15 protein-coding genes are annotated in these 23,430 nt (G+C 73.2%); 12 read left to right on the forward strand and 3 right to left on the reverse strand.

Going from position 1 to position 23,430, the window contains the following annotated elements; translation table 11 throughout:
* Positions 1-46 precede the first annotated feature (46 nt).
* The 4 genes from ACTMTF_RS20000 to ACTMTF_RS20015 all read left to right on the forward strand — a co-directional run bounded on the left by ACTMTF_RS20000 (position 47) and on the right by ACTMTF_RS20015 (position 5,714).
* Positions 47-1,624, forward strand: a complete 1,578-nt coding sequence (locus tag ACTMTF_RS20000) for a protein kinase domain-containing protein (RefSeq protein WP_441112029.1) — start codon at positions 47-49, stop codon at positions 1,622-1,624.
* Between the two features lie 13 nt (positions 1,625-1,637).
* Complete coding sequence (locus ACTMTF_RS20005; protein ID WP_441112030.1) at positions 1,638-4,505, forward strand: AfsR/SARP family transcriptional regulator; 2,868 nt, start codon at positions 1,638-1,640, stop codon at positions 4,503-4,505.
* Between the two features lie 77 nt (positions 4,506-4,582).
* Positions 4,583-5,191 carry a hypothetical protein gene (locus ACTMTF_RS20010; RefSeq protein ID WP_441112031.1) on the forward strand — a complete coding sequence of 203 codons (609 nt, stop codon included), beginning with the start codon at positions 4,583-4,585 and terminating at the stop codon, positions 5,189-5,191.
* Entirely contained in the window at positions 5,175-5,714 is a 540-nt protein-coding gene (locus ACTMTF_RS20015; RefSeq protein ID WP_441112032.1) for an OmpA family protein, read from the forward strand. Before ACTMTF_RS20010 ends, ACTMTF_RS20015 begins: the two co-directional genes overlap by 17 nt.
* Here the strand turns inward: ACTMTF_RS20015 and ACTMTF_RS20020 are convergent.
* Entirely contained in the window at positions 5,704-6,654 is a 951-nt protein-coding gene (locus tag ACTMTF_RS20020; RefSeq protein ID WP_441112033.1) for an ArsR/SmtB family transcription factor, read from the reverse strand. The genes ACTMTF_RS20015 and ACTMTF_RS20020 overlap by 11 nt on opposite strands.
* Before the next feature lie 63 nt (positions 6,655-6,717).
* Here ACTMTF_RS20020 and ACTMTF_RS20025 point away from each other — a divergent pair, with 63 nt between their 5' ends.
* Positions 6,718-7,887, forward strand: coding sequence for an MFS transporter (locus ACTMTF_RS20025; protein WP_441112034.1), 1,170 nt, complete (start codon positions 6,718-6,720; stop codon positions 7,885-7,887).
* 18 nt (positions 7,888-7,905) lie between these two features.
* Here the strand turns inward: ACTMTF_RS20025 and ACTMTF_RS20030 are convergent, their stop codons facing one another.
* A complete protein-coding gene (locus ACTMTF_RS20030; RefSeq protein ID WP_441112035.1) occupies positions 7,906-8,970 on the reverse strand; it encodes a S1C family serine protease in 1,065 nt (354 codons plus the stop codon).
* A gap of 19 nt (positions 8,971-8,989) precedes the next feature.
* Entirely contained in the window at positions 8,990-10,420 is a 1,431-nt protein-coding gene (locus tag ACTMTF_RS20035; protein WP_441112036.1) for an AMP-binding protein, read from the reverse strand.
* Positions 10,421-11,275: 855 nt separating this feature from the next.
* Between ACTMTF_RS20035 and ACTMTF_RS20040 the strand changes: the two genes are divergently transcribed.
* The 7 genes from ACTMTF_RS20040 to ACTMTF_RS20070 all read left to right on the forward strand — a co-directional run bounded on the left by ACTMTF_RS20040 (position 11,276) and on the right by ACTMTF_RS20070 (position 23,430).
* Positions 11,276-12,025 (forward strand): hypothetical protein, encoded by a 750-nt coding sequence (locus ACTMTF_RS20040; protein ID WP_441112037.1) that lies wholly within the window; start codon positions 11,276-11,278, stop codon positions 12,023-12,025.
* A gap of 62 nt (positions 12,026-12,087) precedes the next feature.
* Complete coding sequence (locus ACTMTF_RS20045) at positions 12,088-14,274, forward strand: acyl-CoA dehydrogenase (protein WP_441112038.1); 2,187 nt, start codon at positions 12,088-12,090, stop codon at positions 14,272-14,274.
* A gap of 109 nt (positions 14,275-14,383) precedes the next feature.
* Positions 14,384-15,928 carry a hypothetical protein gene (locus ACTMTF_RS20050; protein ID WP_441112039.1) on the forward strand — a complete coding sequence of 515 codons (1,545 nt, stop codon included), beginning with the start codon at positions 14,384-14,386 and terminating at the stop codon, positions 15,926-15,928.
* Between the two features lie 128 nt (positions 15,929-16,056).
* Positions 16,057-16,188 carry a hypothetical protein gene (locus ACTMTF_RS20055; protein ID WP_327109136.1) on the forward strand — a complete coding sequence of 44 codons (132 nt, stop codon included), beginning with the start codon at positions 16,057-16,059 and terminating at the stop codon, positions 16,186-16,188.
* 89 nt (positions 16,189-16,277) lie between these two features.
* A complete protein-coding gene (locus ACTMTF_RS20060) occupies positions 16,278-17,465 on the forward strand; it encodes a glycosyltransferase family 4 protein (protein ID WP_397008662.1) in 1,188 nt (395 codons plus the stop codon).
* Positions 17,462-21,604, forward strand: a complete 4,143-nt coding sequence (locus ACTMTF_RS20065) for an alpha-(1->3)-arabinofuranosyltransferase domain-containing protein (protein WP_441112040.1) — start codon at positions 17,462-17,464, stop codon at positions 21,602-21,604. The genes ACTMTF_RS20060 and ACTMTF_RS20065 overlap by 4 nt, the downstream gene beginning before the upstream one ends.
* A complete protein-coding gene (locus tag ACTMTF_RS20070) occupies positions 21,601-23,430 on the forward strand; it encodes a hypothetical protein (RefSeq protein ID WP_441112041.1) in 1,830 nt (609 codons plus the stop codon). Before ACTMTF_RS20065 ends, ACTMTF_RS20070 begins: the two co-directional genes overlap by 4 nt.

Consider the following 23,430-nt stretch of genomic DNA (forward strand, 5'->3'; position numbering starts at 1 on the left):
CCCAGGGGCGAAGCGGGAGAATCGGGACCTGGCTACTCTGTCTGCGGTGAGCGGCGAACGGGTCATAGGCGGCTACACGCTGCGGCGCGTGCTCGGCCGGGGCGGCATGGGCGAGGTGCATCTGGCCACCACCCCCACCGGCGGGCTGGCCGCCGTCAAGGTGATCCATCCGTCGCTGGCCCGTGACCCCGCCTTCCGCCGCAGGTTCGACCGGGAGGTGGCCGCCGCCCGCCGGGTGGCCAGGTTCTGCACCGCCCCGGTGCTGGACGCCGGGATCGACGGGGACGTCGCCTACCTCGTCACCGAGTACGTCAAGGGTCCCGACCTGGCGCAGGCCGTACGTGATCAGGGGCCGCTGTCCGGCGGCAACCTGGAGGCGCTGGCGGTCGGGATCGCGACCGCGCTCAGCGCCATCCACGGCGCGGGGGTGATCCACCGCGACCTCAAGCCGTCCAACGTGCTGCTCTCCCCGCTCGGGCCGCGGGTGATCGACTTCGGCATCGCCCAGCTCGTGGACACCGACAGCCTGGTCAGCCAGGCCATCCTCGGCACGCCCTCGTTCATGGCGCCGGAGCAGGCGCGCGGCGAGCCGCTCACGCCCGCGACCGACGTGTTCGCGTGGGGCGGGGTGATCGCCTACGCCGGTACGGGACGGCAGCCGTTCGGCGCCGGGGCGCCTGGCGAGGTCATCTATCGGATCGTCAGCCAGGAGCCCCGGCTCGACGGCCTCGACGACGGCGTCCGGGGCCTGGTGGAGCGCGCGCTGGCCAAGGATCCGCGCGCGCGGCCCACGGTGGGGCGGCTCCTGGACGACCTGCTCGGCGGCACCCGGCACAGCGCCGCCTCGGCCACCCAGGTCGTCGAGCGCACCTGGTCGAGCCCCGAGCCGCCGCCACCGGCCCAGCAGCCAGCACAGGAGGCAGCCCACCAGTCAGCACAGCAGTCAGCCCAGCAGGCGGCGCGGCGGCCGTCCGCCCTGACGGGGAGACGCAGGAGGTGGCTGATCGGCGGCGCCGCGGTGACGGTCGCCGTCGCGGCGGGGGTGGCGGCCGTGGTCGTGCCGGGGCTCGCCGAGGAGACCTGGCCGTACGAGACGGACTTCGCCGACTCGTGGGCGGTCGGCTCCTCCGACGGCGGCAGCGCGCGGCAGGACGCCTCGGGGTACGTGCTGACCGTCAAGGACGGCTGGCGGCTGTGGAAGTCCGCGCCCAGGCGGGAGCCCGGCGGCGTGGTGGTCAGCGCGCGGGCCACGCTGGAGGAGGGGAGCGGGGAGTACGGTGTGTGGTGCCATGGGGCCGCCGGCTCCGGTGACCGCTACGAGTTCGCCGTGAGCGGCTCGGGCAAGGTCTCCATCGTCAAGCGCCGCACGGGGCAGCCGGGCGAGATCCTGTACGGTCCCGCGACGGCGAAAGTGGCCAAGGCGAATCGGGTCGTGGCGGAGTGCGCCGGGAGCGGAGACGGGGTGACCCTGCGGATGTGGCTGAACGAGGGGCTCGTCGCGGAGGCCGCCGACGCCTCCGGCGCCTACGGTCCGAGCGAGGCGGGGGTGCACGCGGCCCCGGAGCCGGGCGGGGCGCTGCGGGTGCGGTTCGAGTCGTTCGCGCTCAGGCCCGCGCAGAGCTGAGAGGCGCCCGAGCATGACGGTCGTGCGGTATCGGGTGCTGGGCCCGCTGCGGGTCGACGACGGGCGGGAGCCCGGCCCGGCCAAGCACCGGACCCTGCTGGCGGCGCTGCTCGTCTCGGCGGGGCGGGCGGTGCCGATCGAGCGGCTGATGGCGACGCTGTGGGGAGATCGGCCGCCGGTCTCGGCGGAGTCGGTGCTCAGGGTGTACGTCAGCGCGCTGCGCAAGATCGTTGACGGCATCGCCACCGTGCCGGGCGGCTACCTGCTGGAGGTCGATCCTGACGAGGTCGACTGCCACCGGTTCGAGCGGCTCGTCGCCCAGGCCAGGAAGGCAGAGGAGGCAGGGGCGGTCGCCGAGGCCGCCGACGGGTTGCGGGCCGCGCTGTCGCTGTGGCGTGGGCAGGCTCTGGAGGGCATCGACAGTGCCGAGCTCCGCCGGGCGCATGCCGTACCTCTGGAAGAGCTGCGGTTGACCGCGCTCGAAGAGCGCGTGCAGCTGGACCTGCGGCTGGGCAGGGGCGGTGAGGTGGTCGGCGAGCTTCGGGCGCTGGTCGGCGCGTATCCGCTCAGGGAGCGGGCCTGGGGACAGCTCATGGCCGCGCTGGGGCAGGCGGGGCGCAGGTCGGAGGCGCTGGCCGTCTATCAGGAGGCGCGGCGGACGCTGGTGGAGGAGCTGGGCCTGGAGCCGGGGGCCGAGCTGCGGGAGGCGCACCAGCGGGTGCTGGACGGCGGCGAGGCTGATTTTTCGCCCGACGAGCGAAAAATCCCGCTCAACGAGACGCCGCCCGATATTTCGGACTTCACGGGAAGGGAGGACGTCCTCGCCTGGATCCTCGCCTCGGCCCGCTTCACCACCGCTCTTCCAGCCTCCCCGGAGCCTCCCGCAGGCGGCGCGTGGGCGGGGGCGTCCGGAGCGGGGGCGTCGGCAGGGTCGTCGGGGGGTGGCGCGCCGGTGCGTTTGGTGGTGCATGGGCCGCCCGGGTGCGGGAAGTCGGCTGTGGCCGTACGGGCCGCGACGTTGCTCGATCTGCCTGGCGGGAGGCTGTACGCGGTGCTCGGCGCCCGGACGCCGGGGGCCGTGCTGGAGGATCTGCTGCGCTCGCTCGGCCGGCCGGACGGGTCGGTGCCGCCGACGCTCGACGAGCGGGTGCGGCTCTACCGCAGGCTGACGTCCGGCCGGCGACTGCTGGTGGTGCTCGACGACGCCGCCGACGAGACACAGGTACGGCCCCTGCTCCCCACCGGGCCGGGCAGCGTGACGATCGTGACGAGCCGGTCACCGCTGGCCGGGCTGGAGGCCGCGCGGGCGTACGAGCTGGGGGTGCTGGAGCCGGACGAGGCGCTGCGGATGCTCGCGAACGTGGCGGGGCGGGACCGGGTGGAGGCGGAGCCGGAGGCGGCGCGGACGCTCGTGCGGCTGTGCGGCGCGTTGCCGCTGGCGCTCCGGATCGCCGGGTCGCGGCTGGCCAGGAAGCGGGGCTGGACGCTGGCGCACCTGGTGGGGCGCCTGGCCGACGAGCGGCGCAGGCTGGACGAGCTGAGCGCGGGCGACCTGGCCGTGCGCGGCAGCCTGGCGCTGGGCTATCGCGGGCTGGCCGAGTCCGAGCGGCGGCTGCTGCGTGCCCTGGGCGCGCTGACGGCGCCCGACTTCGCCTCGTGGGTGCTGGGCGAGGATCTGGAGCCGCTGGCCGAGGCGGGGTTGCTGCAGTCGCGCGGGCTGGACGAGGCGGGTCAGGAGAGGTACGGCCGGCACGACCTGACCAGGCTGTACGCGGCCGAACGGCTGGCGGAGGAGGAGGGCGGCCCCGCCCAGGTGCTGGCCGGCCGCGCGGCCGAGATCCTCGACAGGACCAGGCGTGCCAGGGTCACCCTGCTGCCCGCCGAGCCCGGCTCGGGACGGACCCTGGTCCGCACGGCCGAGCAACTCCTGGAGACCGGCAGGCTGCGGCAGGAGGCGCGCTGGCTGAGCGCGGAGCGCCGGTTCCTGTCGGCGACGGTCGGCGACTTCTTCCGGGCGGGGCTGTACGAGGAGGCCTGGCGGCTGGCCTTCTACCTCACGCCGCTGTTCGAGCTGGGTGGGCACCACGACGACTGGCACGCCACCACGGCGACGGGGCTCGACGCGGCCAGGGCGGCGGGCCACCGGCAGGGTGAGGCGCTGCTGCTGCGCGGCCTGGCCGACCTGCACCGGGCCGAGGGCCGTAATGATGCGGCGGCCGCCGCACTGAGGGCCGCCCAGCCCCTGGTGGCGGGCTTGGAGCAGGCCCGGATCACGCTCCGGCTCGGCATGGTGGAGCAGCGCCCGGCCGAGGCCGAGCGGGTGCTGCGCAGGGCGTTGCGGGTCTTCGAGGAGGCGGCGGACCAGCGGGGCCGGGCCGACACCCTGCGGGCCCTCGGCGCGCTGCGCCGGGATCAGGCGCTGCTGGAGGAGAGCCTGGCCGCCTACAGCGAGCTGGGCGATCCGCGCGGCCAGGCGGAGTCGCTCCTCGACCTGGCCAGGCTGCACCTGGAGGCCGGCCGCCTGGCCGAGGCCGACGACTGCGCGCGGCGGCGGATCGCCGTCAACCGGCGGCTCGGCGACCGCCTGCCGGAGGCGGCGGGTCTGCTCGTGCTGGCCAGGATCGCGCGGGCGCAGGGCTCGCCGGAGGGCGTCGTGGAGCCGGCTCGCCAGGCGCTGGAGACGTTCACGGCGTACGGGGACCGCCGTGGCAGGGGTAACGCCCTGATCGTCCTGTCAGCGGCACTCATCGAGCTCAATGAGATTGATGAGGCGATTGAGATGCTTACGCGTGCTATGGGAGAGTTTGACGTCCTTGGTGATGAGCAGGGCCGGGCCGAGACCGAGCGCCTCACCCAGGAGGCGCACCGGCGCCGGATATAGCGGACTATGCGGATTCTGAAGGTCGCCCCGCTAGCTTCGAGTCACGAGTTTGAAACCCCCGAAAGGTGACCGTAATCATGCGCAAGACGCTCGCGCTGGCTGTGGCCGCCGTCGCGCTCACCGGCTGCGGGATGCTCCCCGGACAGCCAGGCGGCGGCGGTGGCGAGGAGAAGCAGCAGGCCACGGCCCAGCAGCAGCCCACGACCGAGCAGCAGCCCACCCAGGAACAGGCCGCGACGGACGAGCCGCAGCAGAGCGCGCCGCCGCAGGAGGGCGCCGTGGTCGCCACCCGTGAGACCGACGTGGCGGCGGGCGGCGAATCGGGCCGGGCCAGGGTCGACATCACGGCGCTCAAGCGGCAGGGCAAGACCGTCAGCCTCAACTGGACCGTCACTGTCCTCGACGGCAAGGTCCACCTGCACAACAGCATGGGCGGCGGGGTTTTCGACTACACGGTGTCCGCCGTCTCCCTCATCGACCCGGTCAACGCCAAGCGCTACCGCGTCGCCCGCAACGGCACCGGGGCCGACGCCAAGTGCGTGTGCTCCGGTACCCAGGGGCAGTTCCTGGAGAAGAACGAGAAGGCCTCGCACTACGCGGTCTTCGCCGCTCCGCCGGCGGACGTGACGAAGATCAACGTTGAGATGCCGCTGATCGGTGTGCTGACCGATGTTCCGCTCTCTTAGCCTCGCCCTGGCCCTGGTCCTGACATCGCCTCCCACCGCCGCGCCGGAGAACGCCACCGGGAGGGTGGAAGACCTGGTGCTGCCGATCGAGGACGTGATCGGCGCGATCGAGTCGCTCGACGGCACCGAGAGCGAGATCCAGGAGGGCACGCAGGTCACGGTCGCGCTCACCAGTGACGTGCTGTTCGCGCTGGACGAATGGCAGCTGACGGCCAAGGCCAGGCAGCGGCTGGGCGAGGTCGCGGCGAAGGTCGACACCGAGAGTGCGGGCGGCGTGGTCAAGGTCCAGGGCCACACCGACGACCAGGGCGCCGACGCGTACAACCTGACACTCTCCAGGCGCCGCGCGCAGGCCGTGGAACAGGCCATGCGCGGCCTGCTCAGCAGCGCGGGCGTGACCCTCCAGGCTCAGGGGTACGGCGAGAGCCGCCCCAAGATGCCCAACGTCGTCGACGGCAAGCCGGTGGCCGAGAACCGGGCGAAGAACCGCCGCGTCGAGATCGTCTACAACGTCAGGCAATGAGCGCGTCACCCAGCGCGGTGCGACTGTAGAGGACCGATCGGCCGCTGCGGGTGCGGGAGACCAGGCCCGCCCGGCGCAGCACGGCCAGGTGGTCGCCCACCCCGCCGAGCGTCATCGAGAGCTGGGCGACGAGCTGGCTGGTGCTGGCCGGGCTGTCGAGCGCGCCGAGCACGGCCGCCCGGCCCCGGCCCAGCAGGGCGACCAGGCCGTCGGAAGCGGGTGAGCGCTCCCACAGCGCGGCCACCCCGTGCGCCGGATAGGCCAGGCCGTAGGCGCGGGGCGGGTCGAGGTAGACGCTGGCTGCGCCGAACGCGTTCGGCATGAGCACCAGACCCACCCCGCCGGGCCGGTGCGGTGCGCCGCCCGGCCTGCCGAGCAGGATGCGCCCGCTCCGCGAGATCGGCTCGATGCCGAGCCCGGCGAACACGTCGGCCCAGCCGTAGACCGCCAGCCGGCCCGCCCGCTGCACGATGTCGCGCTCCAGCAGGGCTCGCAGGCGCGGCCAGTCGGGGGCGACCAGCTCGTGCCAGACGGCCGCCAGCGCCCCCGCCACCCGCTCCGCCACGTCGGGCACGTCCAGTGCGGCGTCGAGCGGCCTGCCCCGATGGCTGAGCCGCAGGTCCGCCAGCGCCCGCTCGGACGGGACGCGGCGGACGGCGAGCAGCTCGTCCTCGAACGCGACGCCGACGCCGTCGGGCGGCACGCAGTAGAAGTCGGGCAGGTAGTCGGTGACCCGGTGCAGCCGTACCAGGGCGCGCAGCACCGGGTCGGCGGCCAGCAGCCGCTCGTAGCGGTCACGGACGCGGGCCTTCCAGATCGGCATGCCCGGCGGCACGGGATGCCCGCCCAGCACCCCGATGGCGCCGACGACCTGCCCCATCGGGGACAGGCCGAACCTCACCCTGGTCAGGTCCTCGGGTGTGCAGTCCAGATAGGCCATGTCTGTTTCGTCCTCCGGCGAAACAGTAGCCCGCGCGCCGCTGTCCCGCGAAGGTCTCCTCTCATGCAGACGTATCGGGATGTGTTCGCGGTCGGAGAGTTCAGGACCCTGTTCGCCGGGGCGACGGCCGGCGTGGCGGGCGGCACGGTGACGATGCTGGCGCTGTCCACGCTCGTCTACGCGGACACCGGCTCGCCGTTCCTGGCCGCAGTCGCCTACCTCGCCGGGTTCCTGCCGCAGGCGCTGGGCGCGCTGGTGCTGGGCGGGCTGGCCGACCGCCTGCCGCCCAGGCCGCTGCTGGCCGGCTGGGAGGCGGTGCACGCCTGCCTGCTCGTGGTGCTCGCGCTCGGCGTGCTGCCGGTCTGGGGCATGCTGGCGCTGCTCATGACCGCCGGGCTGGCCGACTCCGTGGCCGCCGCCTCGCGCAACGCGCTGATCGCCGACCTGCTGCCGGGCAACGGGTACGTGCTGGGCAGGTCGGTGCTGAACATCGCGGCCGGGGCGACGCAGATCGCCGGGTTCGGCGGCGGGGCGCTGCTGTTGTCGCTCGTCGGGCCCACGGCCGCGATGTGGGCGGGCGCGGGGACGGCCGCCGCCGTGGCGCTGCTCTACCGGCTGGGGCTGCGGGCCAGGGAACCCCGCGCGACCGCACGGCGGTCGATCGCCGGGGCGAGGCTGCTCCTCGGCGACCGGAATCTACGCGGCCTGCTGCTGGTGCAGTGGGCGCCGAACGGGCTCATCGTGGGCGCCGAGGCGCTGTACGTGCCGTACGCGGGCGACTCGGCCGGCGTGCTGTTCGTCGCGGCGGCGGGCGGGATGCTCGTCGGCGACGTGGTGGTGGGCCGGTGGACCACGCCCGAGTCCCGGCTGCGGCTCGGCGTGCCCCTTTACGTGCTGCTGGCCGCGCCGTACCTGCTGTTCGTGCTGCGGCCCGAGGTGTGGGTGGCGGCGGCGCTGGTGGCGGTGGCGTCGTTCGGGTTCGCCGGGCACCTGGGCACGCAGGAGCGCTACCTCGCGGCGCTGCCCGAGCGGATGCGCGGGCAGGGGCTCGGGCTGGCGGGCAGCGGGATGCTGACCGGTCAGGCGCTGGCCGCATCGCTCACCGGCGCGCTCGCCGAGGGCGTGCCGGTGCCCGTCGCCATGGCGCTGGCCGGCCTGGCGTCGCTGACGGCCACCGCCTGCCTGCTGCGCCACCTACGCCCGGTCACCCGCCCGGCGGGCAGCCCGGCGTGACGGTGATGGTGTCGCCGGTCATTCGCCTGACAGTTCGCCCAGGGTGACGGTGACGGTGTCGGTCTTGCCGTCCGGGCGGACGACCTTGAGCGGGACCGTGTCGCCGGGTCTGTGGGTGGTCAGGGCCTCGGTGAGCTCCGCCATCGTGGAGGTGCTCCGGCCGCCGATCGCGATGATGACGTCCCCCTCGCGGAGCCCGGCGCGGGCGGCGGCGCTGCTCTTCTCCACGACGCCGACGCCCACCCCCGTCGGCTGCCCGTCCGCGCCGATGATCGTGTTGCCCCTGATGCCGAGCGCGGCCCGATGGCTGTTGATCACCTTGCCGTGCTCGATGATCTGGGCGGCGATGTCCAGGGCGATGTTGCTCGGGATGGCGAACCCGATGCCGGGCGCCGCGCCGCCCACGGTGGGGTCGGAGGCGGCCAGGGTCGGAATGCCGATCACCCGCCCGGACAGGTCCACCAGGGCGCCGCCGCTGTTGCCCGGATTGATCGACGCCGACGTCTGGATCGCGCCGGCGATGGTCGCGCCGGTCGAGCCGGGGCTCTCCGGCTCGGTGACCGTACGGCCGAGCGCCGAGACGATGCCCTCGGTCACGCTGCCCGACAGGCCGAGCGGGTTGCCCATCGCGAGCACGAGCTGGCCCACCCTGAGCTTGGCCGAGTCGCCCCACCTGGCCGGTTGCAGGCCCTGCGCGTCGTCCACCTTGATGACCGCGAGGTCGCCGGCGGCGAAGGTCTTGACCAGCCTGGCCTTGCGGGGGCTGCCTCCGGTGGCGAACGTCACGTTCATCACGGTCGCCTCGCCCACCACGTGCGCGTTGGTGATGACGTGCCCCTCGGCGTCGTAGACGACGCCGGAGCCGAGGCCCACCTTGGTGTTGATCTGCACGATCGACGGCAGTACCTCGGCGATGACGCGCTCGTACGCCTCCTCAAGGGCCTGTACGGGAGCGGCGGTGGCGGGCGCCGAGGCTGGAGGCGGGGTGGTCGGGGTGGTCCGTGGGGGGACGACCGGCGTGCCCGCCGTCCCGCACGCGGTCAGCAGGACCGCGGCGGCCAGCCCCCCGGCGACCTTCCCCATGGAGGGCTTTGTGCCCAGCTCAGCGGGAAAGATACGCCTCGCGGACCCGGCGTCTGCTCAGCTTGCCGGTGGGGGTGCGGGGCAGGGCGTCGCGGTATTCGATGACGCGCGGGTGCTTGAGCCTGGCCAGCCGGGGCTCGCAGTGCCGCAGCAGTTCGGCGGTGAGCTCCGCGCCCACGGGGACGTCGGTGACCGGCTGGACCAGCGCCACGACCGTGTGGCCCCACTCGGGGTCCGGCACGCCGATCACCGCCACGTCCGCCACGGACGGATGCTCCAGCAGCGCCGCCTCGATCTCCGCGGGGTAGATGTTGACGCCGCCGGAGATGATCAGGTCGGTCCTGCGGTCCAGCAGGAACAGGTAGCCGTCCGCGTCCAGATAGCCGATGTCGCCCGGTGTGTAGTCGCGCCCGCGCATGGTCTCGGCCGTCTTGGCCGGGTCGCCGTGATACTCGAACCGGTTGATCCCGCCGATGTAGACCAATCCGGGCTGCCCCGGAGGCACCGGCTCGCCGTCCTCGCCGATGACGCTGAACTCCATCCCGCCCAGCGCCCTGCCCACCGTGCCCGGCCTGGCCAGCCACTCCTCGGAGGAGACCATGGTGGCCACCGCCGCCTCGGTGGAGCCGTAGTACTCCCACAGCACCGGCCCCAGCCAGTCGATCATCGCCTGCTTGGTCGCGGGCGGGCAGGGGGCCGCGCCATGGTAGAGGTGGGTGAGCGAGGACAGGTCGTACGACTTCCGATCCGGTACGGCCAGCAGCCGGTGGAACATCGTGGGCACCATGAACGCGTTCGTCACCCTGTGCCGCTCGATCAGCTGCAGCGTCTCGGCCGCGTCGAACCGCTCCGGCGCCACGATCGAGTGCCCGAACTGCAGCGCCATCATCGCCTGGCCGTACGGCGCGGAATGGTAGAGCTGCGAGCACACCAGGTGCACGCCGTCGGGCGGCAGGCCGAAGTGCGTCCAGCTCTTGCGCATGAGGATCGGGTGGAGCTCCTCGGGGGTGAGGTCGAGCAGCCGCCTGCGCACTCCCTTGGGGCGGCCCGTGGTGCCGGAGGTGTAGAGCATCATGGACCCGGCCCGCCGGTGCGCGGGGGCGGCGTCCGGCTGGTCGGCCGTGAGGTCGGCGACCGTGAGGTGCTTCGGCGAGACCACGGTCCCGGCGCCGCAGTCGGCGACGATGTAGGCGATCTCCTCGTCGGTGAAATGCCAGTTGACCGGCACCAGGTAGGCGCCGATCTGGTAGGTGGCGAGCATCATGGTCAGCGCGTCGAGCCCGTTCTTGAGCACGGTCACCACCGTGTCGCCCTGGCCGGTTCCGCGTGCCAGCAGGCCGTTCGAGGCCTGGTTCACCTGGGTGAGCAGGTCTCCGTAGGTGGTGGTGTCAGCGCCGAGCAGGGCGGCACGTTCCGGGTCGTCGGCCGCGATCTCATAGAAGCCCCTCATGTCCGTGACATTACAGAATTAAGTTCTGCAGGGGGAATAGCAGAAATATCCCTTCCTTGGGTGACGTAGCCTCATCCCATGGCGGACGTCGGCGACCAGGACCACACGAACGATGCTCCCACCGCTCCCATCCGTAAGATCGTTTTGCCGCCGACGGACAAAACGGTCAGCTTCCCCAGGGCGCAGTCCGGAGCCGCATCCCACCCCACACCTTCCACCCCGGACACTGACCCGCCGCCCGAGGGCGCGGACCCGCCTGAGGGCGCGGACCCGCCCGCGAAGGGCGCCGAGCAGCGGCCCGCATCCCCGTCCAAGGGCACCGGGAAACGGCCGGCGCCTCCGTCCAAGGTCACCGGGAAACGGCCCGCATCGTCGTCCGGGGATTCCGGGCAGGGGTCTGTGTCTTCGTCCAAGGGTGCCGGGAAGCGGCCGGTCTCTCCGTCCTCGGACGCAGAGCGGGGGCCGGTGCCGCCGTCCTCGGGGGCGCAGTCCTTGGCCTCCAAACTCGGGCGGCAGGCGGCACCCACGTCCCCGGATTCCGGGCAGCGGCCGGTGTCGCCGCCCCCAGGTCTCGCGCAGCAGGGGCCCGGCCCCTCGGGGATCGGATCCTCCGGGCCTGGCCCTTCGGGGGTCGGCCCCTCCTGGTCCGGCTCTTCGGGGCTGGGGCCTCCGCATGCTGGGCTTTCGGGACCCGGGCCGTTGGGCCCTGGGGCTCCGGGGCCCGGGCCCATGGGTCCTGGGCCTATGGGGTCCGGGGCTTTCGGGCCCGGGGGGCAGCCGGGGCGGGCGTTTCCGGGGCAGGGGGCGCCCCTGCTGCCGCCGTTCCCGCCGCCTCCGCCGCCGCCGAAGGGTGGGTTGCTCAGCCGGATCGGCGACATCCCCATCAAGGTCGTCTACCTGCTGGGAGCCATCCTGGCGACCGTTCTGGCCGTGCTGCTGGTGTTCGTGATCTTCCCGGGTGACGTGACCGACCAGCCGGCGAGCGAGCCGGTGGTGCCGGTTCAGCCGGTGCCCTCGCCGTCGGCCTCCACGGCGTCCGTACCGCCGAGTGGGGGTGCGGCGGCGACGGTGCCGGAGCCGCCGGAGAAGCGGGCGTTCGCCAAGCTGCCGGGGAAGACCAGCGCCGTGTCCGGCACGATCGCCGACAAGGCCAGCGGCATCGGCTATCCCCGGCTCGGCAAGCCGTGGTCGGCCCGGTCGTTCCCGCCGTTCGCGGTCGCGCAGCGTGTCGGCAAGGTGGCGGTGCCGCAGACGGTGATCGCCTCGGCCATGCTGCCCGGCGACGCCGGGACCAAGCCGTCGACGGACGCCGATTACCGCGAGCTCGCCGTACAAGCCGCTCGTTGGACGCTGCGCACGCAGTATCCCGAGGGCGCCACGCTGGCCTGGACCGGCTCCCAGAAGACGCCCGCGGGCAAGGGGTGGACGCTCGGTTTCGAGGTCACCTACACGCATGCGGGCAAGCAGCAGGAGGGCCGGGCCGTGGTGTCGGTGCTGGAGGTCGGCAAGACCAAGCCCGCGATGCTGATGGCGTCCATCCCGGCGACCGGCAAGGCCTACTGGGCAGATCTGAACACCTTGGTGACGAAAGTCCGTCCCCTCTAGGCCAGAAGCATCCTCTAGAATATGGTTCTGGCTACTACGGGACCTGCCTGGAGGATGAGCACATGGCGATCGGTTTGAGCGAGGAGCACGAGGCGCTCCGCGAGTCCGTGAGCGGCTGGGCCGACCGGAACATCCCGGCCGAGCTGCTGCGCTCCGCGACCGACGAGCGGCCCGCGTTCTGGACCGGGCTCGCCGAGCAGGGACTGCTCGGCCTGCACCTGCCCGAGGACGCCGGCGGCTCCGGCTACGGGCTGCTGGAAGCCGCGGTGGCCATCGAGGCGCTGGCCGAGCGGGTGGCCCCCGGTCCGTATGTGCCGACCGTGCTGGCCAGCGCGGTCATCCACGCCTCCAAGCACCACGAGCTCCTGCCCGGCCTGGCCGACGGCAGCCGCACCGGCGCGCTGGCCCTCACCGGCGCCCTGACCGGCACCCGCGCGAGCGACGGCTCCTTGGTCGTCACCGGCACCGCCGAGCCCGTGCTGGGCGGCTCGGCGGCCGATGTGCTGGTGCTGCCCGTCGTCACCGCCGACGGCGAGGAGTGGATCGCCCTCGACGCCCTCGACACCACTGGCGTCACCGTCACCCCTGTCAGGTCGCTGGACCTCACCAGGTCCGTGGCCAAGGTGGAGGTCGTGGACGTGACCGTGCCCGCCGAGCGCGTGCTGGACGGCGTCGCGGGCTCCGACGTGCGCAACTTCGCCGCCATCCTGCTCGGCGCGGAGGCGGCCGGCGTCGCCTCCTGGTGCGTCACCGCCGCCTCCGAGTACGCCAAGGTACGGGTCCAGTTCGGCCGTCCGATCGGCCAGTTCCAGGGCATCAAGCACAAGCTGTCGCGCATGCTCGTCGCGCTGGAGCAGGCCCGCGCCACCGTCTGGGACGCCACCCGCGCCGGCGGCCGTGAGCTGGACTACGCCGCCGCGATCGCCGGGGTGATGGCCCCGGACGCCGCCGTGCAGTGTGCCAAGGACGCGATCCAGACCTTCGGCGGCATCGGCTACACCTTCGAGCACGACGCCCACCTCTACTACCGCCGCGCGCTCACCCTGCGCGCGCTGCTCGGCTCCTCCGCCGAGTGGGCCGCTCGCGTCACCGACCTCGCCCTGCAGGGCGTCGGCCGGGAGATGGAGATCGACCTGCCCGAGGACGCCGAGCCGATGCGTGAGGCGCTGCGCGCGGAGATCGCCGAGATCGCCGCCCTGGAGGGCAAGGAGCAGAAGCGGGCCCTGGCCGATCGCGGCTTCGTCATGCCCCACCTGCCCAGGCCGTGGGGCCGTGGCGCCACGCCGCTGGAGCAGGTGCTGATCGCGCAGGAGCTCAAGGCGGCCAAGGTGCGGCTGCCGCAGATGATCATCGGCGCCTGGGTGGTGCCGTCCATCGCCGCCTACGGCACGCAGGAGCAGCAGGAACGCTTCCTGCCCAAGACCCTCAGCGGCGAGATGATCTGGTGCCAGCTCTTCTCCGAGCCCGGCGCCGGCTCCGACCTGGCGGCGCTGCAGATGAAGGCGGAGCGGGTCGAGGGCGGCTGGAGGCTCAACGGCCAGAAGATCTGGACCTCCGTCGCGCACGTCGCCGAATGGGGCATCTGCATCGCCCGCAACTCCTCCGAGGGCTCCAAGCACGAGGGCATCACGTACTTCCTCGTCGACATGAAGGCTCCGGGCGTCACCGTCAGGCCGCTGACCGAGATGACCGGCGAGAACCTGTTCAACGAGGTCTTCCTCGACGACGTGTTCGTGCCCGACGACCTGGTCGTGGGGGAGGTCGGTGCGGGCTGGAAGGTGGCGCGCAACACGCTGTCCAACGAGCGGGTCTCGCTCTCGTCCGGCGCGGGCGGCACCGGTTCCTCGGTCCCCGACCTGCTCGGGCTCGTCGGCCGGCTCGGCCGCGAGCTCACGCCCGTCGAGGCGCACGAGGTCGCGGGGGTCATCTGCGAGGGCCACTCGATCAGCGCGCTGTCGCTGCGGGTGACGCTCAAGCAGCTCGCCGGCGCCGAGCCGGGCGCCGACGCGTCGGTACGCAAGCTGCTGTCGACCTCGCACGCCCAGCACGTCTCCGAGGCCGCGGTGAGCCTGCTCGGCACGGCCGCCGTGACGGCCGCCGACATGAAGCTCGGCGACCCGGGCTACTGGAACAGGGCGGTGCTCGCGACCCGCGCGATGACCATCTACGGCGGCACCACCGAGGTGCAGCTCAACATCATCGCCGAACGCATGCTCGGCCTCCCCCGGGACCCTGAACCGGGGAAGTGACATCGGGGTAGCGCCTGTTTCGCGACCTGGGGAGCCGGGGGAGTAACACCTGCCGGGCGGGGGCCGCTACCCTCCCTGTTTCCGGGGAGCTCCGGGACAGGGACGGGTGGTGGCTGCGGTGGGCGGCGAGCGCGTGTGGCGGCCGGCTCCCGCATTCCTGGGGCTGGGGCTGGCCGTGCTGGCGCTCGGGCCCGCCCTGGGGTGGGGGTTCGTGCTCCGGTACGACCTCCTCTTCGTGCCGGATCCGCCGTTGCTGCCCGACACCGGGGGGTTTCCCCGCGCCGTGCCCAGCGACTTCGTGGTGGCGATGCTGTCTCGGGTGTTGCCGGTGGAGGTCGTACAGAAGGCGTTCCTGGTCGGGATCTTCGTGCTCGCGGCGAGCGGCGCGGCGGCGCTGGTGCCGCCGGAGCGCAGGCTCGCCAGGCTGGTCGCGGCCGCCTTCTACGCCTGGAACATCTACCTGGCCCAGCGGCTCATGCTCGGGCAGTGGGCGTTGCTGCTCGGCGTGGCGGGGTTGCCGTGGGCGGTGCGGGCGACGGCCCTGCCCTGGCCCCGGCTCGCGCTGGCGCTGCTGCCGGCGGCGATCGGCGGGTTCCAGGCGATGCTGGTCTCGGCGCTCACCCTGCTGCCGATCGCCTTCGCCCGGAGCGCCCCAGGGCCCGCCCTGGGCGCAAGGACTTCCCCCCGGTCGTCGCGCCGCAGGGTGGCCGTGGTGGTGGGGGTTCTGGGGGCGTTCAGTCTGCCGTGGCTGGTTCCCGCGCTGGCCTCCGGTGCGGTGACGGATCCGGCGGGGGTGGACGCGTTCGCGGTTCGGGCCGACGGGCCGTTCGGGGTGCTGGGGAGCCTGCTGTCGCTCGGCGGGATCTGGAGCGCCGAGGCGGGCCTGCCGGGGCAGGGGACGTGGTGGGCGGCGAGCGTGCGGCTGCTGGTCGTCGTGGTGGGGATCGTCGGGTACGCGCGGTTGCGCGCCGCCGAGGAGCGGCCTGACTGGTGGGGCGGGCTGGCGGTGGCGGCGGTGGCGGGGTTCTGTGTGGCCGGGTTCGGCGCGTTCGCGCCGGGGCCGCTCAAGTGGCTGATCGGGCTGTGGCCGGGCTTCGGGCCGCTGCGGGACGGGCAGGTCTACCTCGCGCCGCTGGTGCTGGTGACCGCCGTGGGGGTGGCGTCGGTGCTGCGGTCGGGGGTGCCGGCGGTGGTCGGGGTGCTGGCGCCGGTGCTGGTGCTGCCCACGTTCGCCCTCGGCGGCTTCGGCAGGTTGGCGGCGGTGGAGTACCCGCGCGAGTGGCGGGAGGTGCAGCGGATCGTCAACGCCGACCCCGCGCCCGGCGCGCTGCTGTCGCTGCCCTGGGGAGCGCACCGGGCCTTTGCCTGGAACGGCGGCCGGGTGGTGCTCGACCCGGCCACCAAGCTCTTCGGCCGCCGGGTGATCTGGGACGACACGCTGCTCGTCGGGCTGCCGGACGGCGGGCGGTTGCGGGTGCGCGGCGAGGATCCGCTGAACCGCCGCGCGGGCGACCTGCTGGGCGCCCCCGACTTCGCCGCCCGACTCGGGGTCAGGTACGTTCTCACCGTCGGCACTGAGAACGGGTTCCCGTCTGGGCTCACCGGCTGGACCACTGTCTTCAAGGGCGCTGACCTGGTCCTGCTAAGGCGCTGACCGGCCCTTTCGTTCCTTACCAGAGGGTAACTTATATCATCACGGTTTGACCAAACCCTGGATTCAAGCCGGAACACGTTCTAGTCTCGGCTAACTGCACTGCGTACCGATGTGAAGGGAGTGGCTCTGTGGTTCGAATCCTCGCGGCCTTGGGCATCGGGGCTCTGCTGGCGGTCGGAGCCTCTGTAGCGGTGGTCAACGTCGCATCGCCCGTGCCGACTCCGGCGAACCAGCCGCTCTACAACTACGGCACCAGGTAACTCTGCCCGTTCCACGAGGCCATGCCGATTGAGCTCAGGGCGTGGCCTCGCCATGCCCGCATGCTCGCTGTGACTCGCTGTGAGGAGTGATGGTGGTCTTTGCCGGTGAGCATGCGGACACCGCACGACCGGCCGCCCCGGACGACGATCGGCCGCTCGCGGGGGTGCGGGTCGCCATGCTCAACTTCCGCGAACCGCAGCAGACGACGGCGGGCGGCGCGGAGGAGTACGCCTGGCAGGTCAGCCGCTACCTGCTGTCCCAGGGGGCCTCGGTCGTGTTCGTGACCGGCCGCCAGCGGGGACAGCGCCGCGCGGAGGTCCGCGAGGGCATCGGGCTGCGCAGGATGGGCAACCCCTTCCTCGTCTACCTGCTGGTGCCGCTCTGGCTGCTGTTCCACCGGCGGCGCTTCGACGCCGTGATCGACACGATGAACGGCATCCCGTTCTTCTCCCCGGTGGTGGTGAGCCGCCGCACCCAGGTGCTCTGCCTGGTCCACCACGTGCACGACCGGCAGTTCGACGCCTTCCTGCCGAGGTGGCTGGCCGTGCTCGGCTGCTTCGTCGAGGGCCCTGTCGCCCGCCTGCTCTACCGCCGCTGCGTGACGATCACCGTCTCGGAGTCGTCCAGGCAGGAGCTGCTCCGCAAGCTGCGCTGGCTCGGCCCGATCACCATCGTGCCCAACGGGTGCGTGGTGCCCGAGCGGGTGCCGCCGGCGGAGGTGCGCGGCGATCCGGTGATCGTGTACGCGGGGCGGCTGGTCGGGCACAAGCGCATCGAGCAGGTCGTGGACCTGGCCGGTGAGCTCGGGGTGTCGGTGCACATCGTCGGACGCGGGCCGGAGCGTGAGCGGCTGGCCAGGCGGGTCGAGCGCGGCGGGCTCGGCGACCGGGTCCGGCTGCACGGGTTCGTCCCCGAGGAGCGCAAGGTCGCGCTGCTCGGCGCGGCCCGGCTCAACGTGACGGCGTCGGAGTTCGAGGGCTGGGGGCTGACCGTGATGGAGGCGGCCGCGCTCGGCGTGCCCACGGTGGCCTACGACGTGGCGGGGCTGCGTGACTCGGTCCGTGACGGCGTCACCGGGTGGCTGGTGCGGGACGGGGAGCAGCTGGCCGACGTGGTCGGCCGCGCGCTGGCCGAGCTGGAGTCGCCGCGCCGCCGCGAGGAGGTGGCCGAGGCCTGCCGCGCGTGGGCGCGCGAATTTACCTGGGCCCGAACTGGGGCTAACATATCCGAACTTATCGTGACGAAACTCCAAGACGGTGGCGGAGCCTCCAAGTGACCGATGCCTCGCCCAAGGAGTCTGCGGTCGAGAGCTTCGAGACACGGATCAGGCACCGGCTGCGGCTGCTCGCGGCCTGCCTCCTGCTCGGCGCCATCGCGTTCAACACCTCGACCGAGAAGATCATCCCCGAGACGAAGCTCGACATGGCGGTCAACCCGCTCGGCTTCCTCGGCAGGGCGTTGCACCTGTGGGACGGCGCCTACTTCGGCCACCTGCAGAACCAGGCCTACGGCTACCTCTTCCCGATGGGCCCCTTCTACGCCATCGGCCTCAACCTGGGCATGGAGTCCTGGACGGTCCAGCGGCTGTGGATGTCGCTGGTGCTCTGCACGGCCTTCCTGGGCGTGGTCCAGCTGGCCCGCGCGCTCGGCATCGGTCGCCCACGCGCCTGGATCATCGCCGGCTTCGTGTACGCGCTCGCGCCGCACGCGCAGGCCCTGATCGGCATCAACTCCTCGGAGTTCCTGCCCAGCGCGGTGCTGCCGTGGATGGTGCTGCCGCTGGTGAAGGGCGCCAACCGCGAACTGTCGCCCCGGCGGGCCGCCGCCCTGTCCGCGCTCGCCTATCTCTGCTGCGGCGGCGTCAACGCCGTCGCGGTGCTCGCCGTCCTCGTCGTCCCCCTGCTGTACCTGCTGACCAGGCGAGGCGGGCCGGTCAAACGCCGGCTCATCATGTGGTGGCTGCCGCTCGTCGCCGTCGCGTCACTGTGGTGGGCGGTCCCGCTGCTGACCATGGGCCGCTACATCTTCTCCTTCCTGCCCTACATCGAGACGGCCGGCGCGACCACCAGCATCACCTCCCTGGTCAACGCGCTACGCGGCACGTCGAGCTGGCTCAGCTTCCTGACCGTCGACGGGCAGATCTGGCTGCCGGACGCCCACCAGCAGTCCACGGCGCCCTGGCTGATCGTGGTCACCGCGGCCGTCGCCGCCCTCGGCTGTGCCGGGCTGGCCTACCGCGCCATGCCGGAGCGGTCGTTCCTGCTGATCAGCCTGCTGATCGGTGTCATCGTCATCACCACCGGCCACCCCGGCACGCCGCACGCGCAGCTCATGGTCGACCTGCTGGACGGCCCCTTGTCGGCCTTCCGCAACCTGCACAAGTTCGACGCGCTGATCCGGCTGCCCGTGGCGCTCGGCGTCGCGGGCGCGCTGCACCTGGTACGGCTCGCCTGGCGGCGGCACCTGACCGTCGCCGCGGCCGGGCTGGTGGCGCTGTCGAGCCTGCCCGTCCTGTACGCGGGCCTCGCGCCGACCGGCGGGTTCACCACGATCCCGGACTACTGGAAGCAGGCCATCACCTGGCTCGGACGCAACGCGGGAGACGGCATGGTGCTGGCGGTGCCCGGCGCCAAGCGCGGCGAGTATCTGTGGGGCCGCCCGCTGGACGAGCCGCTGCAGCCGCTGTCGCGGGCGCGCTGGGCCACCCACACCATCGTGCCCTGGGGGTCGGCGGGCGGGTCGCGGCTGATGGCGGCCATCGACGAGCGCCTGTCGGCCGGCGAAGGCTCGGCGGGGCTCGCGGCCACGCTGCGCCGTATCGGGGTGACGTACCTGGTGGTCCGGAACGATCTGGACCGGGCGACCATCGGCACGGCCTGGCCGGTCCGCGTGCACCAGGCGTTGCAGGACTCGCCGGGCATCTCGCGGGTGACCCAGTTCGGGCCGGGTGTGGGGGTCGGGCAGCATGGCAGGGCAGCCGCCTGGGTGGACCAGCCCTATCCCGCGGTCGAGGTCTATCAGGTGGCGGGGGCCGCGCCGCTGGTCGGCACCGTCGACGCCGACCGGCCGCTGCGGGTGGGCGGCGCCCCCGAGGCCGTGCTCGACCTGGCCGAGCAGGGCCTGCTGGACGACGACCGGCCGGTGCTGCTCAACGACGACGACGGCGCCGTCGAGGTGCCCGCCGAGGACACCGTGCTGACCGACACGCTGCGTCGCAGGGAGGTGGCCTTCGCCGACCTGCGGCGCGCCGCCAGCGCCACGCTCACCGCCGACGAGCCGTTCAAGGGCGCCTCGCCGGCGAACGACCTGCTCGACCCCGGCTGGGAGAGATACCTGTCCACGGCGAGCTACACCGGGATCGCCGGAGTGACGGCGTCCTCCTCCGAAGCGGACGTCACCGCCTCCGCCGGCGCCAGGGAGCCCGGCCACCAGCCGTTCGCCGCGCTCGACGGCGATCCGCGCACCAGCTGGCGCTCCACCGGCTGGCACGGCGCGGCCGGGGAATGGCTGGAGGTCGCGTTCACCGCGCCCATCCGGCCGGCCACGGTCAAGGTCTCCTTCGAGACCGCGCCGATCGGCCCGCCGCCCACCGAGGTGGTGGTGGAGACCGACGCGGGCTCGCTGCGCCAGAGCGTGCGGGCGGGCGCGGAGCCGCAGGAGCTCGTGGTGCCCGAGGGTTCGACCTCCAGGCTGCGGGTGAAGGTCGTCGGGACCGCCTACCGGCCGGCCAGCGACCTCGGCAGCCGGGTCGGGATCAGCGAGCTGGCCGTCCCCGGCGTCACCCCCGGCCGCTCGATCGCCGTACCCGACCCGGCCGGCACGGCCGGCGGGACGGCCGAGCCCGCGACCGTCACGCTCAGCAGGACCGGGGACGTGCCCGGATGCGTCCGGGGCTCGCTCACCTGGAGCTGCTCGCAGGGCCACGAGGTCCTCGGCGACGACGGCCACGGTTTCGACCGCACCTTCTCCACCAGGAAGGACGGCGACTACGCCGTCTCCGGCCGGGCGGTGCTGACCGAGCGTGCCGCCATCGAGCGGCTCAGCACGCTGCCGGGCGAGCCGCTGAGCGTCACGGCGTCCTCGACGGCGGTCGCGCACGGCGCGGCGGGCGGCCGGTGGGCGTTCGACGGCGACGCGCAGACCGTCTGGTTCGCCGACCCGCTGGACCCCCGGCCCACGCTGACGGTGCAGCTCGAACGCCGGATCCAGCTGTCCCAGCTGCGGATCATCACCCCCGACTCCTATCTCGGCGCGCCGCCCATCCGGGTGACGATCCGGGCCGAAGGCGGGGTCAGGCAGAGCTGGGTCGGTCAGGAGGGGCTGATCAGATTCCCCGCCATGGCCGCCGAGAAGATCGAGCTGGAGTTCGGCGTCTCGGGCGGCCGGCCCATCGAGATCAGCGACATCGCGATCCCGAAGGTGAGCCGGCTCAGCGCCCTGCACGGCTTCCCGCTCAGGCTGCCCTGCGGGTTCGGCCCGACGTTCGAGGTCAGTGGTGAGACGGTCAATACGAAGATCACCGACGGCACGCTGAACGACATGGTCAGCGGCAGGCCGGTGACGTTCGAGACCTGCGAGCGGCTCACCATGGAGGCCGGCCGGACGCGGCTGTCGGTGCGGCCCGGCGACTCGTACCGGGTCGAGTCCGCGATCGTCCGCCCCGCCCGGGCCACCGCCCCCGCGCCCGCGTCCGCCACGATGAGCGCGGTGCCCGTGGACGCGTGGGGGCCGGGCGAGCGGGTGGTCAAGGTCAACGTCACCGGCGACTCCTACCTGGTCGTCAACGAGAACTTCAACACGGGCTGGCGGGCCACGCTCGGCGCCGCCGAGCTCAGGCCGGTCCGGCTGGACGGCTGGCGGCAGGCCTGGTTCGTGCCCGCCTACACCTCCGGCACCGTGACCCTCACCTACGTGCCCGACGCCCCCTACCGGGCCAGCCTCGCGGCGGGCGGCGCGCTGGCGCTGCTCGTCGTCCTGCTGGCGCTCGTCAAGGAGCGACGGCCGCTCCCGCGCCTGGCGCCGGCCCAGCCCGTCCGGCTGCGCGCGGGCTTCGTCATGCCCTTCACCGCCGTGCTCGGCTTCTGGGTCGGCGGGGTGGTCGGCGTGGCGGTCGTCGGCGCCACGTACCTGCTGGGAGCCTGGCTGCGTCCGCTGCGTGAGGCCGATCATCTGCGGGCCGGGCCGCGCGGGCGGCTGCTGCGGCTGCTGACCGGGCCGTACGCCGGGATCTGCCTCTACCTGATCGCCGCGGCCTGGCTGGCCGTGGGAGTCGGCGGGCTGTGGTCGCAGGTCCTCTGCCTGCCCCTGCTGGCGCAGCTGTCCGTCGAGGTGGCCGCCGGGCGGCGACCGGCCGCGCGGCTCAGGCCGGCCGAACCCGTCGCCGAGGGCGACCCGAGCATGACGGGCGCGCGATGACCCGGACGAACGAAGAGATCGTGATCACGGTCCCGGCGCCGATGGCGAACGCCGCCCGCGCGCTGCGGCGGCACGGTGTCCTGCTGGCCGCGCTCGCGATCGTCGCCGCGGCCATGGCGTGGAAGACGGCCATCGTCCAGCAGGCCTACTTCAAGGAGGACGACTTCGAGTTCGTGGCCAGGGCCATGGAGAGCGAGCTCTCCCTGGACTACCTGACCCGCGTGCACTTCGGCCAGTTCATGCCGGGCGGCTTCCTGCTGGCCTGGCTCTCCGCCAGGATGGAGCCGTACGGATGGGGGGTCGCGGCGGGCGGCGTGCTGATCGTGCACGCGCTGGCGGCGCTGGCCGTCTACCGCATGCTGCGCGTCGTGTTCGGCAACCGGCCCGCGATCCTCGCGCCGCTCCTGGTCTTCCTGATCGCGCCGATCACCGTTCCCGCGCTGGCCTGGTGGGCGGCGGCGCTCAACACGGTCATCCTGCAGCTCGCCCTGCCGATGGCGGTGGCCTCCCACTGGCACCACCTGCGCTCGGGCCGGATGCGGCACGCCGTGGCGGCGGCGCTGTGGGTGCTGGTCGGGCTGCTCGGGTTCGTCAAGGGCTTCGCCGTGCCGCTGGTGCTGTTCGCGCTGACGGCGATCTACTTCGGCGGGCTCAGGAGCGCGCTGCGCCGCCACTGGCCCGCCTGGCTGATGCAGGCGGGCGTGCTGGCCGGGTTCGGCGCGATCTACGTGCAGCGGTCGTTGTCGGCTCCCGGCACCGGCGGCCTGCCGAGCTTCGAGCAGGCCACCGGCTTCCTGTGGGAGCTGCTCGGCAGGACCTTCGCCACCACCGTGCTGGGCGGGCCGTGGACGTGGTTCGCGGCCAACGACTGGGGCGTCGCCTCGCCGCCGACGGCCGCGGTGATCGGCTCGCTGGTCGTTCTCGTGGCCCTGGTGGCGGTGACCGGCCACTACCGCAGACGGGCCCTGCTCGCCTGGGTGACGCTCCTCGGTTACGTCGTGATCGCCGACGCGCTGCCCGTCTTGCTGGGCCGGGTCCACCTGCTCGGCTCGTTCGCCGGCACCGACACCCGCTACGTCGCCGACGCGGCCCCGCTGATCGCCCTCGTCGTCGGGCTCGTCCTGCTGCCGTACCAGGGCGAGGCGGACCCGTACAACAGAGCGCTGCCCGCCAGGGAGCGGATCACCGGGGCGTGCGGCGTGGTGCTCGGGGTGTTCGCGGGCGCGTCGCTGGTCTCGGTGACGATCTTCGGCGGCTACCTGGGCGCGGACCGGCGGCACGGCTACATCGAGACGGCCCGCGCGGAGCTGGCGAAGGCGCCCGCGGACGTCGTCGTCTACGACCGGGTCGTGCCCGCCGACGTGATGCCCGGCAGCTACCGGAGCTACAGCCTCACCTCCCGGGTCCTGGGCGCGATGGCCTCGCCCCGGCTGCGGGCCAGGATGCAGGCGCCGCCCGCGGCGCTGGACGGCATGGTCTTCGACGACCGGGGCCGGCTGGTGCCGGTGGAGGTCGCCGGGGTGCCGCTGGCGCCGCGGACGCTGGACCGGTGCTGGCCCGTGACCGGCGGGACCGTACAGGTGCCGCTGGACAACAGCGCCCGCCGCCCGGCGGGGACGCTGGTGCGCCTGGACTACTCGGCGAAGGCGGACACCAGGGTCACCCTCTGGATGGCCGACCGGCCCACCGACGTGGAGCTGCGGACCGGCGTGGGCAAGATCTTCCTGCTCGCGGTGCCGGGAGCCGACCGGATCACGGTGCCCGACGTGCCGCCGGGCGTGTGCGTCGGCACGGTGACCCCCGGGCAGGCGGTGCCCCGGCCGTGA

Origin of the sequence: Nonomuraea sp. ZG12, from assembly GCF_052068115.1 — a bacterium.
GTDB lineage: Bacteria > Actinomycetota > Actinomycetes > Streptosporangiales > Streptosporangiaceae > Nonomuraea.

What these genes read in the sequence shown, in the direction of transcription:
- ACTMTF_RS20035 (WP_441112036.1), bottom strand. Translation starts at nt 10,420, where the DNA reads ATGAGGGGCTTCTATGAGATCGCGGCCGACGACCCGGAACGTGCCGCC.
- ACTMTF_RS20030 (WP_441112035.1), bottom strand. Translation starts at nt 8,970, where the DNA reads ATGGGGAAGGTCGCCGGGGGGCTGGCCGCCGCGGTCCTGCTGACCGCG.
- ACTMTF_RS20015 (WP_441112032.1), top strand. Translation starts at nt 5,175, where the DNA reads ATGTTCCGCTCTCTTAGCCTCGCCCTGGCCCTGGTCCTGACATCGCCT.
- ACTMTF_RS20020 (WP_441112033.1), bottom strand. Translation starts at nt 6,654, where the DNA reads ATGGCCTATCTGGACTGCACACCCGAGGACCTGACCAGGGTGAGGTTC.
- ACTMTF_RS20025 (WP_441112034.1), top strand. Translation starts at nt 6,718, where the DNA reads ATGCAGACGTATCGGGATGTGTTCGCGGTCGGAGAGTTCAGGACCCTG.
- ACTMTF_RS20060 (WP_397008662.1), top strand. Translation starts at nt 16,278, where the DNA reads ATGGTGGTCTTTGCCGGTGAGCATGCGGACACCGCACGACCGGCCGCC.
- ACTMTF_RS20010 (WP_441112031.1), top strand. Translation starts at nt 4,583, where the DNA reads ATGCGCAAGACGCTCGCGCTGGCTGTGGCCGCCGTCGCGCTCACCGGC.
- ACTMTF_RS20070 (WP_441112041.1), top strand. Translation starts at nt 21,601, where the DNA reads ATGACCCGGACGAACGAAGAGATCGTGATCACGGTCCCGGCGCCGATG.
- ACTMTF_RS20045 (WP_441112038.1), top strand. Translation starts at nt 12,088, where the DNA reads ATGGCGATCGGTTTGAGCGAGGAGCACGAGGCGCTCCGCGAGTCCGTG.
- ACTMTF_RS20005 (WP_441112030.1), top strand. Translation starts at nt 1,638, where the DNA reads ATGACGGTCGTGCGGTATCGGGTGCTGGGCCCGCTGCGGGTCGACGAC.